Genomic DNA, 15,312 nt, shown 5'->3' on the forward strand with positions numbered 1-15,312 from the left:
CGACGGGTGTGCGCCCTGCGGCCCGGACCACAAGTTCTGACAGCTGGCCTTCCGTGTGCTCAGGCCAAATTACGCATGGGTAGGGAGGCATGGGAAGTTACGCGTCGGAAAAAACTGATGGTTCACCAATATGACGGAACGGATCGGTCATTGAGTGGCGGTGCGGAAGTCGACGGCCGGCACGTACGGCACGGGCCCTTGCGGACGGCGCACGGACGCCTGCGGACAGCACGGGGGCGGCGGCCCGCGCGGGAACGTCGGGCCGCGCGGGAGCGTCGGGCCGCGCGGGGGATCAGCCGTCCGCGAGGCGTCCCGGCATCACGGCCCGCGGGCCGTACTTGTCCCGCAGCCGGTCCGCCACCGCCTCGATCCGGCGCGCCCGTTCGTCCGCCGGATCGAACGACAGCTGGTGCGCGGCCCGTTCGGCGTCCATCAGACCCTCCGCGCGCAGCGCGATCCCCCGGACCCGGGCCCGTTGCAGTCCGAACGAGTCGTGGATCCGGTACGCGAGGTCGGTGAGGGCCGCGGAGTGGGCGGTGGGTTCCGGAAGCGTACGGGTGCGGCTCAGCGTGGCGTACCCGGTCCGGGAGGCATGGCGCACGAGGACCGTGAGCCCCCGGCACACCTGCCCGTCCGCGCGCATCCGGGCGCCCAGCTCCTCGGTGAGCGACAGAAGTGCGCGGCGCTGCCGCTCCTGGTCCAACTCGTCGAGCGGGAAGGCGCGTTCGGCTGTGACCGACCGGGCGGGAGCGCCCGGTGCGACCACCGTGCGGTCGATGCCGCGCGACCGCTCCCACAGGTCCCGCCCGGTCCGTGCGCCGGTGATCCGTTGCAGGGTGCCGAGCGGGGTCTGCGCGATCCGGCCGACGGAGTCGAGCCCGTAGCCGCGCAGGGTGCGGGCCGTCGCCGCCCCGACTCCGTCCAGCGCCGTGGCCGGCTCGGCGGCGAGGAACCCCGCTCCCCCGCCCCGGGGCACCACGAAGGTCGTTCCGGGGGCCGCCCGGCGGGCCGCCGCCCGGGCCAGCATCGGGTTCTCCCCCGCCCCGATCGCGCAGTCCACGCCGTGCAGGGCGAGCGCCCGGACCCGGATCACCGAGGCCAGCCCCCTCGCGTCCTGGCCGAAGTACCGCAGTGCGCCGCGCACGTCGACGAGCGCCCCGTCGGGCCGGACCGCCTCGACCAGCGGGGTGAACGTGCCGAGCAGGGCGAGCAGTTCCTCGTAACGGACGTCGTCCGGGGGGCCGCCGCCGACCATGCGGAACCGCAGGTACAGGATGCCCGGCGCCCCGGTCCCCGGCACTCCCGGCACGTCCCGTTCGATGCCGCTCATCCCGCGCTCCCCGGGCTCTGGTGCCACAGCTTCCTGCCGGTGGCGACGCCCTCACCGGGCGGCTGGAGGTCCGACCAGGGGTTCATCTCGTACCCCGTGGGCAGCCGGACGCGACGGCCGTCGCCGTCGGGTGCGTGAGTTCCGGCGGAGGGCTCCCCGGGCGAGGAGCCGACGGCGGCCGAGGGCTTCCGGTCCGGGGATTCCTCGGCCCCGGGCTTCTCCGCCAGTCGGGCGGCAACCGCGTCGAGCCCGCCGGTGCGCCGCAGTTCGGCCAGTTCGGCCAGGTTCCAGGCGGCCGAGCCGACCACGCTCAGGCTCCGCGGTCCGCGCCGCTGCACCACGCCGCGCACCAGCAGCAGCCAGGAGTGGAAGACGGTGTGCGCGCAGGTCGCGTGGCTGTCGTCGAAGAAGGCCAGGTCGACCAGGCCGGTGCCGTCGTCCAGGGTGGTGAAGACGACCCGGCGGCCGGAGCGGACCGGCGGGGTCTGGGTGGCCGCCTTGGCCCCGGCGACCAGTACGGTCTGCCCGTGCCGCGCCTCGCGCAGCCGCTTGGCGGAGACCGCCCCGAGCTCCTTCAGGAACGCGTGGTGATCCTCCATCAGGTGGTGGGAGACATCCATGCTCAGGACGCCCAGCTCGGCACTGAGGCGTTCGGCCTCGTTGAGGTCGGGCAGCCCGATCGGACCGGTCCGGTGGCCGCCGCCGAGCGGAAGCTGCTCACCGGCACCGGCACCGGCGCCGCCGGAACCGGCGCCCCGCCGGACGTGGCGCAGTTCGGACAGGTGCAGCAGCAGATCTCGCCGGTTGGCGCCGAACGCGTCCAACGCGCCCACCTGGGCCAGCCGTTCGGCGACCGGCCTGGTCGGCCTGGCCCGCTGCCAGAAGTCCAGCAACGAGGTGTAGGGCTGTCCGGCCTCGATCCGGGCGACCTCGGCCCCGCTGATGCCGTGGACGTCCGAGAGCGCGAGCCGCACCCCCCAGACCCCGGAGCCCTCCCCGGAAGTCCCGGCACTGGCCCCACCTCCGCCACCAGACACCAGTTCGATTCGATGGGTGGCCGCCGAGCGGTTCACGTCCAGCCCCAGCACCGGCACCCCGCGCCGCCGCGCGTCCGCGAGCAGCAGCCGCTTCGGGTACATCCCCGGGTCATGGGTGAGCAGCCCGGCGTAGAAGGCCGCCGGATGGTGCGCCTTGAGCCATGCCGACTGGTACGTCGGTACGGCGAAGGCGACCGCGTGCGCCTTGCAGAAGCCGTAGCTGCCGAACGCCTCGATGATCTCCCAGGTCCGGGCGATCACCTCGATGTCGTACTTCCGTTCCGCCGCCCGCTGCGCGAACCACACCCTGATCCGGTCCTGCGAGTCGGGGTCGGACAGCCCGCGCCGCACCCGGTCGGCCTCGTCCCGTCCGCAGCCGGTCATGATGTCGAGCATCTCGATGACCTGCTCGTGGAAGACGACCACTCCGTACGTCTCGCGCAGCGGACGCTCCAGATCGGGGTGCGGGTAACGGGCGGGCGCCCGGCCGTGCCGTGCCTCGATGAACGGCCGCACCATGTCGGCGGCGACCGGACCGGGCCGGAACAGCGAGATGTCGACCACCAGGTCGTGGAAGCCGGTGGGCTGGAGCCGGCCGACGAGATCGCGTTGGCCCGGCGACTCGATCTGGAAGCAGCCCAGCGTCTCGGCACTCCTGATCAGCCGGTACGTCTCGGGGTCGCCCGGCGGCACGGCGTCCAGGTCCATGGCCTGCCCCGAGGCCCGCTCGACCTCGGCGACCGCGTGCGCCATCGCCGACTGCATCCGCACGCCCAGGACGTCGAGCTTGAGCAGCCCCAGATCCTCCACGTCCTCCTTGTCGAACTGCGCCATCGGGAAGTGCTCCCCGCTGGTGGGCACGACGGGCACCCGGTGCGACAGGGAGGCGTCCGAGAGGAGCACCCCGCACGGATGCATGGCGATGCCGCGGGGCAGGGCGTCCAGCGCCTCGACCAGTTCCCAGAGCCGGCCGTGGCGGTCCTTCTCCCGTGCCACGTCGCGCAGTTCGGGCAGTTCCGCCATGGCCGCGCGGGCGTCACGGGCCCGGATGTGCGGGAACGCCTTGGCGAGCCGGTCGGTCTCGGCCGGGTCCATGGAGAGCGCGGCGCCGACGTCCCGGATGGCGTGGCGCACCCGGTAGGTCTCGGGCATGGCGACGGTCGCGACCCGTTCGGCGCCGAAGCGTCCGATGATCGCGCGGTACACGTCGAGCCGGCGGGCGGACTCGACGTCGATGTCGATGTCGGGCAGCACGGCGCGACGTTTGGAGAGGAAGCGCTCCATCAGCAGCCCGTTCTCGACCGGGTCGGCGTGCGCGATCCCCAGGAGATGGTTGACGAGGGAGCCCGCTCCGGATCCCCGGGCGGCCACCCGTACGTTCATCTCCCTTACGTCGTCCACGACTTGAGCGACCGTCAGGAAGTAGGAGGCGAAGCCGTGGTGGGCGATGATGTCGAGTTCCCGGTGCATCCGCTCCCAGTAGTCGCGCCTGCGGTCGTAGCCGCGCAGCACCATTCCGGCGGCGGCACGGGAGGCCAGTACCCGCTGGGCGGTGCGGTGGGCGGCGCCGACGAGGTGCGGTTCGGGGAAGTGGACGGTGCCGAGGCCGAGGTCGCTCCGGGGATCGACGACGCAGGCCTCGGCGGTGTGCCGGGTCTCCGCGAGCAGCCGCACCCCGGCACCCTGGCCGAGACCGGCGGCGGAGGCGATCCGTTCGGCCGCCGCGGCCATCGCGCGGGCGCCCTTCAGCCAGCGCTCGCCGCTGTCCAGCGGGGCGCGGCGGGGATCGACGGGCATCAGCAGGCGAGCCGCGTCGAGCACGTCGGCGACCGGCCCCTGCCCGGGGTCGGCATACCGGACGGCGTTGGTCAGCACGGCACGCACCCCCTGCTCGGCGGCGAAGCCGACGGTACGGGCGGCGAGCCGCAGCGATCCGGGACCGGTGCCCTCGCGCCCGTGGTGGACGGCTTCGAGGCGCAGGTCGTCGCCGTGGATCTCCCGCCAGGCGGCGAGCAGCGCGGCGGCCCGGTCCGGACGGCCGGCGGCCAGCGCCCTGCCGACGTCGGAGTCGGGGCCGAGCAGTACGAGGAGCCCTTCGCCGGGCAGCGCGGACCGGTCGAGCAGGGGCTGCCCCGGCCGCGCACCCGCCCTGACGCCCGCGCGCGCACCGGAAGCAGGTCCGGTACCGGCGTGCGCGGCGCCCGCGGCACCGGTGCAAGCGGGTCCCGTACCGGCGCCTGCGGCGCCCGTACCCCCTGCGCGAGCGGGCCCGGTACCGGCGGCGTACGCGGCGTCTCCGGCTCCGGCATACGCGCCCCCGGCCCCGGCGTGCGCGGCGGTGACGAGGCGGCACAGTTCCGCCCATCCCCGCGCGCCGTCCCGGGCGAGGAAGGTGACCCGGGGGGCCGATTCGTCGACAAAGGCACCACCCCGGGCGGGGGTCCGCAGCCGATGCGCACCCCCGCCCTCTCTCGTGTGCTCCGCCCTCGCGGCCCCCGCCACGGCCCCCACCGCGAGCTCCGTCCCGAAGATCGGCCGCACCCCGGCCCGCTCGCACGCCTTGGCGAAACGGACCGTTCCCGCGAGCGTGTCGCGGTCGGTCAGCGCGAGCGCGTCCATCCCCCGCTCCGCGGCGCGCTCCACCAGCCGCTCCGGGTGCGAGGCCCCGTACCGCAGGGAGAAGCCGGAAACGGTACGCAGATGCGTGAACCCGGGCATCCGCACCTCCTGGACCGATCCGTACTCATCACCACCCCTCGCCTCCACCATAAACCACTTTTCGAACATTCGTACGACACCCGAGGGGCCCACAGCGGGGACAGGGCGCACCCGCACCCATGCCCGTGTACCGTTCAACCGTTTGGTCCACTTTTCCTTTACTAATGGCCTATACCCCGGATTGTGAGGACATGACTTTCGTCGACGAGGTGAAGAACGCCGTCACTCCACGAGCCGCAGTGCTCGTCATCGGTGTACTCGCACTGCAACTACTCTTCATCGCCTCCTACCTCGGGGCCCTGCACAAACCGAAGCCGACGGAGATCCCCTTCGGGGTCGTCGCTCCCCAGCAGATGTCCGCGCAGCTCCTGACCGAGCTGAAAAACCTCCCGGGCGGCCCGCTGGACCCCCGTGCGGTCGCCGACGAGGCCACGGCCCGCGAGCGGATCATGAACCGTGAGATCGACGGCGCCCTGATCGTCAACCCCACCGGCACCACCGACACCGTCCTCGTCGCCTCCGGCGGCGGCACCGCCATGGCCGACACCCTGACCAAGACCCTCACCAAGGTGGAGCAGGCCCAGCAGCGCACGGTGCGGTCCGTGGACCTGGCCCCCGCCTCCGACCAGGACTTCAACGGGATCTCGTCCTTCTACCTGGTGGTGGGCTGGTGCGTGGGCGGTTATCTCTGCGCCTCGATCCTGGCGATCAGCGCCGGCGCCAAACCCGCCAACCGGCAGCGCGCGCTGATCCGGACCGGCGTCATGGCGCTCTACTCCGTACTGGGCGGCATCGGCGGCGCGCTCATCATCGGCCCGATCCTCGGCGCCCTGCCCGGAAGCTTCTGGGGTCTGTCGGGACTGGGAGCGCTGACCGTCTTCGCGGTCGGCATGCTCACCCTCGCCCTCCAGGCCCTCACCGGCATCGTCGGCATCGGCCTGGCCGTCCTGATCGTGGTGATCGCGGGCAACCCGAGCGCCGGCGGCGCCTTCCCGCTGCCGATGCTCCCGGACTTCTGGCGGGCGATCGGCCCCGCGCTGCCGCCCGGAGCCGGTACCTGGGTGGCCCGCTCGATCGCCTACTTCAACGGCAACGCGATCACCGGACCGCTGCTGGTGCTCTCCGCCTGGGCGGCGGTGGGCACCCTCGTCACCTTCCTGATCGCCATGCGCCGCACCCCGCAGGACATCGCCGACGCCCCGCCGCCGTTCGGCTCGGTGGTCGAGGACTGATCCGCCCGCGCGGCTCGCGCCCCCGCCTCCGCGTTCCGTCCGGAAACATCTGGCGGACCGGGGTGGGGGGAAGCTACGCTGCCCGCGATGACTACTCCTTCTCTCAAGAGATTGGGGGCCCCGTCCGCGCAAGGTGAGTGCTGATGCTCACTCAGAATGCGGACAGGGACTCCCGTTTGTCCTTCTGGCTGCGCGTGCGAGAGTTCGCCGTGCCGCCCTCCATGATCGAGACCGCGACCGCCCGCCGCCGTGCCGGCGACTGGGCGGGGGCCTGCGCCGCCGCGGGCATCGACGTCGATCTCAGTCCACGCTCCGTGGCACGCGCCCACGGCCGGGAACTCGCGTCCCGGATCCGGGACGATCTGCGCCATCTGGCTCCCGACCTGCTGCGCTGGCACATGCCGAGGATCGCCCCGCGCGGACTGCTGCGTCCGGGCCTGACGATCGGCCTGGCCCGGTACGGCACCGAGGAGCACGACGGCGCACGACCGGTGCATCTGGTGGTCCGGACCCCGCCCGCCTGGGCGAACGCCGGTCAGCGGTTCAGCCTCGCGCTGTGGTACGGCTCCCGCCACGACGAACCCCTTCAGGGCGCACGGCTTCGGGGTGGATCTCCTCGGGACGGAACCCGTTGGGACGGGTCCCGCCCCGAGGCAGGCGCCCACCACCATCCGCACCCCCGCCCGCACCCTCGGTTCCGCCTCGACCTGCACCGTCACTTGTGGGACGCGCGCAGGGCCGGCGAGCTGCGGATCCGGGCCGGGGTCGGCCGCCCGCCCGGCGACGCCCCTCCCCCGGTGCGTCCGGAGGTGCTGGCCGCGGTGCCGCCGGAGCTCGGCTGCGCCGTCGACCGGTGGGCGGCCGAGGCGGCGATCCTGCTCCGTGCCGAAGGACGGGCCACCGGCACCGTCGCCGTACGGGCCGGGGCCGGACGACGGCTGCTCCTGGAGCCGGCCTCGGACAGGGACGGCAACGGGCCGGCCGTACTGCGGCTCGCCGCGGCGAGCGCGTACGGTGACGCCTCCGCGCTGCCGGTCCTGCCCGACGCGGCGACCTGGGTGCTGCCCGACCTCGATCTGCTCCGTACCGGTTCGATCGAGGCCGACCGACTGCACCCGCTGGTCGCCCCGGCGCTGGTACCGGAACCGGATCACCCGCCGACCGGCCCGGCAGCACCTCCCGACGCGGTCCGGCTCTCCGACGCGGTACGACCTCCGGACATGGCACGGCTTCCCGACTCGGTACGGCTCTCCGGCCCGGCGGTGCCTCCCGAACCGGTGGGGCGACCACGCCTCGTGGAATGCCGGGGAGCCCAGCACCGGATCGGCCTGGTCGACGGGGTGCTGGCCCCACTGGACCACGACCCGGCCGAGATCCGCCGGGAGGAGCTGCTGGCCGCACTGACCGGTACTCCGCTTCCCTGCTTCCAGGCCATCGACGAGGCGCACCGCCGTCCGGACTGTCTCACAGGCGTACGCGAACGCCTGGACCACGGCGACATCGCCGGTGCGCTGGCCGTCGTCGAGGACCTGCTGGGCCCCGACGCGCTGCTGCGCAGCGGCGAACTGCGGGACGCGCTGGAGGAGGCCGCGCGGCGGCGGATCACGTACGGACTGTTCAGGTCGGGCCTGATCGAAGGGCCCGGCCGTATCCGCCCGGACCGCCGCCGTCCCCGTGACCGCCGCTCGCACCCCCGCCATTCGGCCTTCCGGCGAACGGAAGAACTCCCGTAACCCCGAGGCACCCCCGTGCCCGGCGGGTCCCCGTGCCCACGCGGCTTCCCGCCCGGTGCCCGTGCCCGTACGTCTCATCACCACGACCCGACAGGTGATCACCATGCCCTTGCACACCCCGCCCACCCCGCCCGCCCCGTTCACGCCGTGCGCCCCGGCCGACGCCGCCTCGGGCCCCGACGGGAACCGCGTCTCCCAGCTCGGCATCGCCGACGAACTGACGGCGCTGCTCTGCGACACCACCACCGAGCCACGCCGTGATGTGCAACTGGAGGCCCTGACCCTGGCGGTGGCCGCCGATCTGCCCGTGCTCCTGTGGGGCGAGCCCGGAATCGGCAAGACAGCCGCCCTCACCCGGCTCGCCGAGTCCCTGGACCTTCCGCTGACCACGGTCATCGCCAGCGTGCACGAACCGTCCGACTTCTCGGGACTGCCCGTCCTCGGGGACGATCCCGCGGAGCAGGGCGTCCCGATGGCGCCGCCGGACTGGGCGGTACGCCTGGTGCGCGCGGGGCGGGGACTGCTGTTCCTGGACGAGCTGTCCACCGCGCCACCGGCCGTCCAGGCCGCACTGCTCCGTCTCGTGCTGGAGCGGCGGATCGGCGCGCTGCGCCTGCCGCCCGGGGTAAGGATCGTGGCCGCCGCCAACCCGCGCTCCTCGGCAGCCGACGGCTGGGAGCTGAGTCCGCCGCTGGCCAACCGCTTCGTGCATCTCCAGTGGACCCACGACCACGACGTCGTGGTGCGCGGCCTCGGCGGGATCTGGCCCCGGGCGACGCTGCCGCGGCTCTCGCCCGAGAAGCTGCCGGAGGCCGTGGACTTCGCCCGCCGCGCGGTGTGCGGACTCCTCGCCGCCCGCCCCGCGCTCGTCCACCGGCTGCCCAGCGGTGAAACCCGCCGGGGCGGTCCCTGGCCGTCGCCCAGGAGCTGGGAGATGACACTGCGTCTGATCGCGTTCGCGACCGCCGCCGGTTCCTCCAGGGACGTGCTGTCGCTGCTCGTCAGGGGCACGGTGGGGGACGGTCCAGGGCTGGAACTGCTGGCGAGTCTGGACCGCATGGACCTCCCGGACCCCGAGACCCTTCTCGCCGACCCGGCGGGGGCCGTGCTGCCCGAGCGGGGGGATCTGCGTCAGGCCGCGCTCGACGGTGTGGTGGCGGCGGTCCGCAACCGCCCGGAGAAGTCCCGGTGGGACGCGGCATGGGCGCTCCTGGTCCGGGCGCTGGAGACCGGGGCCCCTGACGTGGTGGTCGTCCCCGCCACCACCCTCGCCTCGCTGCGCCGGGAGGACTGGGACGTTCCGGCGTCGATCGAACGGCTCGCCGGAGTGGTGTCCCTGAACCGGCGGGCCGACCGGGCGGCGGCCCTGTCCGCGACCACCTCGAAGGCCGGCCGATGAGCCCGGACACGCCGGTGCCCCGGAGCGGGGGCGCACCGGCCCTCGCCGCACGGGGGGCGCCGGACACGGGCGCACGGGGGACGCTGGACCTCGACAAGCTCTTCGCCGCCCGGCTGCACGCCGCCCGGGTCCGCCCCTATCTGGCGACGGCCCTGTTCGCCCTGCACGTCGTGGAGTCCCGGCGGGTACCGACGATGGCGGTGGACCGGCACTGGAGGTGCTACGTCTCCCCCGGGTTCGTGGACCGCACGCCGGTGGAGGAGCTGGCCGGCGCATGGGTGCACGAGGTGTCGCACCTGCTGCGCGACCACCACGGACGCGGTGACCGGGTCGCCCGTGAGCGCGGACTGACCGGCCCCGGGGAGCGGCTGCGGATGAACATCGCAGCCGACTGGGAGATCAACGACGACGTGTTCGGCGAGGGGCTGGTACGGCCGGAGGGTGCCGTCGAACCCGGTGACCTGGGGCTCCCCGAGGGCGAGCTCATGGAGGACTATCTGCGCATGTTCAGCCTCGGGCCGCGCACGGACGCCCTGGCCTGGCTGGACTGCGGAAGCGGCGCCGACGGGATGGAACGGGAGTGGGAGCTGGGGCCGGACGGCGCGCACGGCCTCAGCGCGCAGGAGCGGGACGCGGTCCGGTTCCGGGTGGCGCAGGGCATCACCGGCCGCCCGGGGAACGCCCCGAAGGGGTGGCGGCGATGGGCCGAGGAGGCGTTCCATCCGCCCCAGCCGTGGCGGGAGTTGCTGGGTGCGGCGGTGCGTTCGGCCGCTTCCGGATCCGGCACGGGCGAGGACTACACGTACGGCCGCCCGTCGCGGCGCTCGGCCGGTGTGCCGGGTGCCGTGCTGCCGAGACTCCGGCGCAGGCCGCCCCGGGTCTCCGTGGTCATCGACACCTCCGGATCGGTCAGCGACACCGAACTGGGCAGCGCGCTCCTGGAGGTCGCCGCGATCACCCGTGCCGTGGGCGGCCGTCGCGACCTGATCAGCGTCGTGGCGTGCGACGCGGCCGCCCAGGTCGTGCACCCGCTGTGCCGCGCCGAGGGCATACCGCTCGTGGGAGGCGGGGGTACGGATCTGCGCGCGGGCTTCGCCGGGGCGCTCGGGAGGCGGCCCCGGCCGGACGTCATCGTGGTGCTGACGGACGGCCAGACGCCCTGGCCGAGCACCCGGCCGCCGTGCCGGACCGTGGTGGGCCTGTTCCCCCGGCAGTACACGCCGTCGTGGAACGAGGACGACCCCGACTACGTCCCGGACTCCCCGCCCGAGTGGGCCCGAACGGTGGTCATCGGAACGACTCCCGCCGCTCGTTGAGCCCCCGCCCCGGGACGGTTTCGGTGCACCGGCCGGGGAGCCGGTCTTCGTACGCGGGTCTCTGCCCCTGCGAACACGGGCGGGCGTAGGTCTGTTCGGCTTCGCCGATGTCTCCCGGGGGCGTCGGAGGCCGGTGACCGACGAGCAGGCGGGCCGGAGCAGGTTGTCATCCTCTCTCAAAATGTAGTACTTCTTATACATGGGCGAGCAGGTGCACAACAGACTGGCCGTGGTTCGCGCCGAGCGGAAGGTGTCGCGGCAGCGCTTGGCCGAAGAGGTGGGCGCGCACTACCAGACCATCGGCTACATCGAGCGGGGGCAGTACAACCCGAGCCTCGACCTGGCACTGAAGATCGCGAAGTTCTTCGAGCTGCCGGTGGAGGCGCTGTTCTCGCTGGAGCCGTTCCGGCCGCTCACGGATGAGATCTACGGGAGGAAGACGTCATGACCACGACGCGACTCACGCGCTACGACCGCAGCATGCTGCGGCTGATGAACGATCGCCGAAGCATGCCGCTGTACGCGACGGCCGCCCGTCGGCGCTCGGTGGTCGCCGTGCATCTGATGCTGACAGCGGCCATCGGTGCCCTCATGGCCTGCGCTTCCTTCGCGGACGGCACACCTGTCGGGGCCCTGGTCGTCATGGCGGTACTACTGCTGCCGTGGATGATCGCGACCGGTGCGATCAACGGGGCCACCCGTGGCCTGCTCGAACTGCGTGAACGAGCGCTGGACGAACGGCAGTCCGTTGAACGCGCCCGGGTGCAGGCCCGCGCGCACCGCGTGATGACCCTGCTCCTGGCCGCAGCCGCCGCCTGTCTGTTGATTACGCATGTGGCCGGCGGCCATTCCCTGAAGACGTACGCGGCCCCGGTGCTCGTCGCCGTTCTCGCGGTGCACTGGCTGATGCCGCTGTGGGTCGCCGGTCTGATGGTGCAGGACGAACCGGCCGAAGACGACGACCTCGCGGCCTGACGGCTCCGCGAGGGCGCGGATCCATGGCGAACCAGCGCGCGGCATCGGATGTGGGCGCATCGCAAGATGGAGGGGCCCGCATACTGGACGCATGCAGGCGTTCCGACAACGCGGCGAGGTGCCGCAGCTGTCGTCGCGCCCCGCCAGGGATGACGGGACAGCCCTTGGTTCGGATCGGGCCCCGGGGCGAGGGGCCGCACGTGGGAGGGGTGTGTCATGAGTGGTACGGGGTCGTCGGACGGCACGTGGAGGCCGAGCGACGCGGAGGGCGGGGAGCTCTCGGGCCGGTGGTGGACGTGGGCCCTGTCCGCCCCCGACGACCGTGATCCCGTCAAGGACACGACGGGCGAGTACGCCGACTGGAACCAGCCGGACGACCTCTGGTTCCTCGCCGGCACGTACGGCGGCCGGGTGGTGCGGCGTTGCGCGGTCCCCTCGGACCGGCCGCTGTTCTTTCCCGTGCTCAACATGCAGCACCCCAGGTCGTACTCCAGGGTGCCCCTGTCCATGACCGTCGTGGAGGCCACCGCGTCGCTGAACGGCGTTCCGCTGCCGCTGCGCGAGTTCACCGCGTCGTTCAGGACGGAGTCGACCCAGCGCTACACATGGGGTCTCTGGGGAGGCATCGCGCCCCTGCTCCCCGGACAGTACGTGCTGGAGATCACGGCCAGGGCCGCGAACGGCTTCTGGGTCGACACGACGTACCACCTGGAATCGACGCCCGCCTGACCCTGGGCGCCCCACGAACGGCCCGGCCGCCGGGCCGGGCTCAGCTCCCCGGGAGCGCCACTTCCGCCCAGACGGTCTTGGTGAGACCGTCGCGCACGGTGCAGCCCCAGCGGTTCGCGTAGGCGCCGATCAGAAGAAGACCGCGACCCGAGTCGGCGTCGGTGGGTACGGGGCCGGGTGGCGACTGGGGCGGGAGGTGGTCGGAGCGGGTGTCCGTCACCTCGATGCGGACGGCTTGAGGCAGGAGACGGAGCATCAACCGGAAGTCGCGCCCCGGGAGGCGTCCATGGGTGATGGCGTTGGACGCCAACTCGGCCGTGACCAGGGCGACGGTCCGGACCGGTTCGGAATCGTACGGAACGCCCCACCACTCGGTGAGCTGCTGCACGGCGAGAGTGCGCGCCAGCCGTGCGCCGCGCCTTGTGCTGCTCAGCTGGATCCTGAACTCGGCGGTGGGCGTGCTTGGTTCATGGGTGCTTGCGTGTTGCGTCACCGGACCATCGTGAGCGGGTGATCAACCCGCTGACCAGGTACGACGGCCGTACGGGACATCGGCGGTACGGGCACGGCGTGGAAGGGCCGCCCAGATTTGTACGGGTCGTGTACGGGTGCCGTACGGGGCGGTCACCGTATCCCCGGAAAAGGCTGTTCCGTTGAACCTTTCCCAGCCGTAGTGGAGTTGAGGAAAGCTACGGGTGCCTGCGGACCGGCGGAACGGTCACGGAAGGAGTGGTGACGGCCATGCGCGACGTACGCAACAGCCGTGCAGCGAAGACGAAGGAGGACAGCGACCTGCCGGGGGTGTGGGTGGCCTATGGCAAACTCCTCCAGCACCTGCGTAAACAGGCCGGGATGAACCAGCAGGCGCTCGGCGATGCCATCGGCTACTCCCAGGAACAGGTCGCCTCCGTCGAGCAGGGGCGACGCGCCGCGAAGGAGGCATTCACCGTAGCGGCGGACCAGACTCTCGCCTCGGGCGGGCTGTTGCAGGTCCTTCAGGCCGACGTGGACCGAGCGAAGCTCCCACGGTTCTTCCGCAACTTCGCGCTCATCGAGGCAGAGGTACTGAGCCGGTTCTCGTACGACCCACTGCTGGTGCCTGGCCTGTTGCAGACGGAACCATACGCACGGGCTGTGTTCGCCGGGCATTGCCCGCCGCTGAGCGAGGAGATCATCGATCAGCGCACAGAGGCACGACTGGCACGCCAGAAGCTGCTGACTCGGGACCCGCTTGCAGAACTGTCGTTCATCATCGGCGAAGAGGCGCTGCGCGATCCGGTGGGCAGCCCGGAAGTGATGCGCAGGCAGTGGCAACACCTGTTGGAAGTAGGCGCTTTGCGCAACGTAGAGATTCAGGTCATGCCCGTCAAGCGCGGGTTCCATCCGGGTAAGAACGGGCCCTTCGTGACGGTACAGACGAAGGAGCTCCGACACCTCGGGTACTTCGAGTCACAAGGCATCGGCTGCGTCGTCAGCGATCCGGCGGAGGTCAGCACGTTCGGTTTGCGGTATGGCAAGCTTCGCTCGCAGGCCCCGAATGTCGAGGAGTCTGTGCGGCTCATCGAACGGCTGGCGGGAGAGACATGAGCATGGAGCAGGTAACCAAGAACGTGGACGAGCTGCGCTGGTTCAAGAGCAGCTACAGCGGATCCGACGGCGGCGACTGCGTAGAGGTGGCCGTCGACCACGACACCGTGTGCGTACGGGACTCGAAGGCGGCGGGCGCCGGACCCGTGCTCCGGATCGAACGAGGCGAATGGGCGGCATTCGTCACGTTCGCCCGCGGGTAGCCCGGCAAGGCACCGGCAAAACGGCGCACGCGCTCCCCCAAGACCTCCCCCTCGTTTCTCAACACGCCGTCCCGGTAAGGGCTCTGATGAGCCATCATCAATTCGGGGCGGGAAGCCGGGCACGCCGTGCCCGCACCACACGGAGGAGGCACGGAGTGCGAAGTCGGGTGCACGCGGAGGACGGGCGGCATCTGATGGTGGAGCGCCTGGGTGATCCGCACGGCAGACCGGTCTTCCTGCTGCACGGGATGCCCGGCAGCAGGCTCGGTCCGGCCCCGCGCGGCATGGTGCTGTACCAGCGCAAGACACAACTGATCGCCTACGACCGGCCCGGCTACGGGAGCTCCGACCGGCTCCCGGGCCGCTGTGTCGCCGATGCCGTGCAGGACGTACGGGCCATCGCGGACCACCTCGGGCTCGAACGGTTCGCCGTGGTGGGCCGGTCCGGGGGCGCTCCGCACGCGCTGGCCTGTGCCGCGCTGATGCCCGAGCGGGTGACCCGTACCGCCGCGCTGGTCGGGCTGGCCCCCTGGGGTGCCGACGGGCTCGACTGGTTCGAGGGGATGGCCGCATCCAACGTGCTGGCGTACTCCACCGCGGCGTCCGATCCCGACGGGCTCGCGGAGTCGTTCATCTCCCGGTCCGCGGTGATCAGGAAGAACCCGGTCCGGCTCATCGACGACCTGCGCCGGGAGCTGACCGACTCCGACCGGATGGTGGTCAACGACGCCGGAGTCCGCAGCATGCTGCTGCGCAACTACCGCGAGGCGCTTCGCACTTCGGCGTGGGGGTGGATCGACGACGCGATCGCGTTCAGTCGGCCGTGGGGTTTCGATCCCGCCGACATCCCAGGTCCGGTGATGCTGTGGCACGGCGAGAAGGACGTGTTCACGCCGGTGGGCCACTCCCGCTGGCTGGCCGGGCGTATCCCGAACTCGACCGTCGTGGTGGAACCGGCCGCCGCGCACTTCGACGCCCTGCACGCCCTGCCCCGGATCCTCAACTGGCTGCTGGAGCCGGTCACGGAATGAGGGCGGAGCCCCGGGGGTGTCC

At 72.3% G+C, this 15,312-nt stretch carries 13 protein-coding genes; 10 read left to right on the forward strand and 3 right to left on the reverse strand.

Annotated features, from left to right (window positions below):
• Nucleotides 1–292: 292 nt before the first annotated feature.
• Both ACFYXM_RS19940 and ACFYXM_RS19945 read right to left on the reverse strand, forming a co-directional pair.
• Nucleotides 293–1,330: a hypothetical protein gene (locus tag ACFYXM_RS19940; RefSeq protein WP_389290970.1), complete on the reverse strand. Its 1,038-nt coding sequence runs from the start codon at nucleotides 1,328–1,330 to the stop codon at nucleotides 293–295.
• A complete protein-coding gene (locus ACFYXM_RS19945) occupies nucleotides 1,327–5,085 on the reverse strand; it encodes a DNA polymerase III subunit alpha (protein WP_389290972.1) in 3,759 nt (1,252 codons plus the stop codon). Before ACFYXM_RS19945 ends, ACFYXM_RS19940 begins: the two co-directional genes overlap by 4 nt.
• Before the next feature lie 191 nt (nucleotides 5,086–5,276).
• Between ACFYXM_RS19945 and ACFYXM_RS19950 the strand changes: the two genes are divergently transcribed.
• The 7 genes from ACFYXM_RS19950 to ACFYXM_RS19980 all read left to right on the forward strand — a co-directional run bounded on the left by ACFYXM_RS19950 (nucleotide 5,277) and on the right by ACFYXM_RS19980 (nucleotide 12,469).
• Nucleotides 5,277–6,317 carry an ABC transporter permease gene (locus ACFYXM_RS19950; RefSeq protein ID WP_389290973.1) on the forward strand — a complete coding sequence of 347 codons (1,041 nt, stop codon included), beginning with the start codon at nucleotides 5,277–5,279 and terminating at the stop codon, nucleotides 6,315–6,317.
• Between the two features lie 143 nt (nucleotides 6,318–6,460).
• Nucleotides 6,461–8,050 (forward strand): hypothetical protein, encoded by a 1,590-nt coding sequence (locus tag ACFYXM_RS19955; protein WP_389290975.1) that lies wholly within the window; start codon nucleotides 6,461–6,463, stop codon nucleotides 8,048–8,050.
• A 103-nt stretch (nucleotides 8,051–8,153) separates the two neighbouring features.
• On the forward strand, nucleotides 8,154–9,449 hold the full coding sequence (locus ACFYXM_RS19960; protein ID WP_389290977.1) for an AAA family ATPase: 1,296 nt from the start codon (nucleotides 8,154–8,156) through the stop codon (nucleotides 9,447–9,449).
• The gene (locus ACFYXM_RS19965; protein WP_389290979.1) at nucleotides 9,446–10,765 is read left to right on the forward strand and encodes a VWA-like domain-containing protein; all 1,320 of its coding nucleotides are present in this window, start codon (nucleotides 9,446–9,448) and stop codon (nucleotides 10,763–10,765) included. Before ACFYXM_RS19960 ends, ACFYXM_RS19965 begins: the two co-directional genes overlap by 4 nt.
• Before the next feature lie 199 nt (nucleotides 10,766–10,964).
• Nucleotides 10,965–11,213: a helix-turn-helix transcriptional regulator gene (locus ACFYXM_RS19970; RefSeq protein ID WP_389290980.1), complete on the forward strand. Its 249-nt coding sequence runs from the start codon at nucleotides 10,965–10,967 to the stop codon at nucleotides 11,211–11,213.
• A complete protein-coding gene (locus ACFYXM_RS19975) occupies nucleotides 11,210–11,740 on the forward strand; it encodes a hypothetical protein (protein WP_389290982.1) in 531 nt (176 codons plus the stop codon). Before ACFYXM_RS19970 ends, ACFYXM_RS19975 begins: the two co-directional genes overlap by 4 nt.
• Before the next feature lie 216 nt (nucleotides 11,741–11,956).
• The gene (locus ACFYXM_RS19980; RefSeq protein ID WP_389290984.1) at nucleotides 11,957–12,469 is read left to right on the forward strand and encodes a hypothetical protein; all 513 of its coding nucleotides are present in this window, start codon (nucleotides 11,957–11,959) and stop codon (nucleotides 12,467–12,469) included.
• A gap of 40 nt (nucleotides 12,470–12,509) precedes the next feature.
• Here the strand turns inward: ACFYXM_RS19980 and ACFYXM_RS19985 are convergent, their stop codons facing one another.
• On the reverse strand, nucleotides 12,510–12,962 hold the full coding sequence (locus ACFYXM_RS19985; RefSeq protein WP_389290985.1) for an ATP-binding protein: 453 nt from the start codon (nucleotides 12,960–12,962) through the stop codon (nucleotides 12,510–12,512).
• Nucleotides 12,963–13,210: 248 nt separating this feature from the next.
• Between ACFYXM_RS19985 and ACFYXM_RS19990 the strand changes: the two genes are divergently transcribed.
• From ACFYXM_RS19990 to ACFYXM_RS20000, 3 genes are all read left to right on the forward strand, one after another.
• On the forward strand, nucleotides 13,211–14,056 hold the full coding sequence (locus ACFYXM_RS19990) for a Scr1 family TA system antitoxin-like transcriptional regulator (protein ID WP_389290987.1): 846 nt from the start codon (nucleotides 13,211–13,213) through the stop codon (nucleotides 14,054–14,056).
• The gene (locus ACFYXM_RS19995; protein ID WP_389290988.1) at nucleotides 14,053–14,259 is read left to right on the forward strand and encodes a DUF397 domain-containing protein; all 207 of its coding nucleotides are present in this window, start codon (nucleotides 14,053–14,055) and stop codon (nucleotides 14,257–14,259) included. The genes ACFYXM_RS19990 and ACFYXM_RS19995 overlap by 4 nt, the downstream gene beginning before the upstream one ends.
• Nucleotides 14,260–14,414: 155 nt before the next feature.
• Complete coding sequence (locus ACFYXM_RS20000) at nucleotides 14,415–15,290, forward strand: alpha/beta fold hydrolase (RefSeq protein ID WP_389290990.1); 876 nt, start codon at nucleotides 14,415–14,417, stop codon at nucleotides 15,288–15,290.
• Nucleotides 15,291–15,312 lie beyond the last annotated feature (22 nt).

Origin of the sequence: Streptomyces sp. NPDC002476, from assembly GCF_042889785.1 — a bacterium.
Lineage (GTDB): Bacteria > Actinomycetota > Actinomycetes > Streptomycetales > Streptomycetaceae > Streptomyces.

Bases quoted from the DNA above. Each gene is read 5' to 3' on its own strand.
- ACFYXM_RS19995 (WP_389290988.1), top strand. From the start codon at position 14,053: ATGAGCATGGAGCAGGTAACCAAGAACGTGGACGAGCTGCGCTGGTTC.
- ACFYXM_RS19975 (WP_389290982.1), top strand. From the start codon at position 11,210: ATGACCACGACGCGACTCACGCGCTACGACCGCAGCATGCTGCGGCTG.
- ACFYXM_RS19990 (WP_389290987.1), top strand. From the start codon at position 13,211: ATGCGCGACGTACGCAACAGCCGTGCAGCGAAGACGAAGGAGGACAGC.
- ACFYXM_RS19980 (WP_389290984.1), top strand. From the start codon at position 11,957: ATGAGTGGTACGGGGTCGTCGGACGGCACGTGGAGGCCGAGCGACGCG.
- ACFYXM_RS19965 (WP_389290979.1), top strand. From the start codon at position 9,446: ATGAGCCCGGACACGCCGGTGCCCCGGAGCGGGGGCGCACCGGCCCTC.
- ACFYXM_RS19960 (WP_389290977.1), top strand. From the start codon at position 8,154: ATGCCCTTGCACACCCCGCCCACCCCGCCCGCCCCGTTCACGCCGTGC.
- ACFYXM_RS19940 (WP_389290970.1), bottom strand. From the start codon at position 1,330: ATGAGCGGCATCGAACGGGACGTGCCGGGAGTGCCGGGGACCGGGGCG.
- ACFYXM_RS19970 (WP_389290980.1), top strand. From the start codon at position 10,965: ATGGGCGAGCAGGTGCACAACAGACTGGCCGTGGTTCGCGCCGAGCGG.
- ACFYXM_RS19945 (WP_389290972.1), bottom strand. From the start codon at position 5,085: ATGCCCGGGTTCACGCATCTGCGTACCGTTTCCGGCTTCTCCCTGCGG.
- ACFYXM_RS19950 (WP_389290973.1), top strand. From the start codon at position 5,277: ATGACTTTCGTCGACGAGGTGAAGAACGCCGTCACTCCACGAGCCGCA.
- ACFYXM_RS19955 (WP_389290975.1), top strand. From the start codon at position 6,461: ATGCTCACTCAGAATGCGGACAGGGACTCCCGTTTGTCCTTCTGGCTG.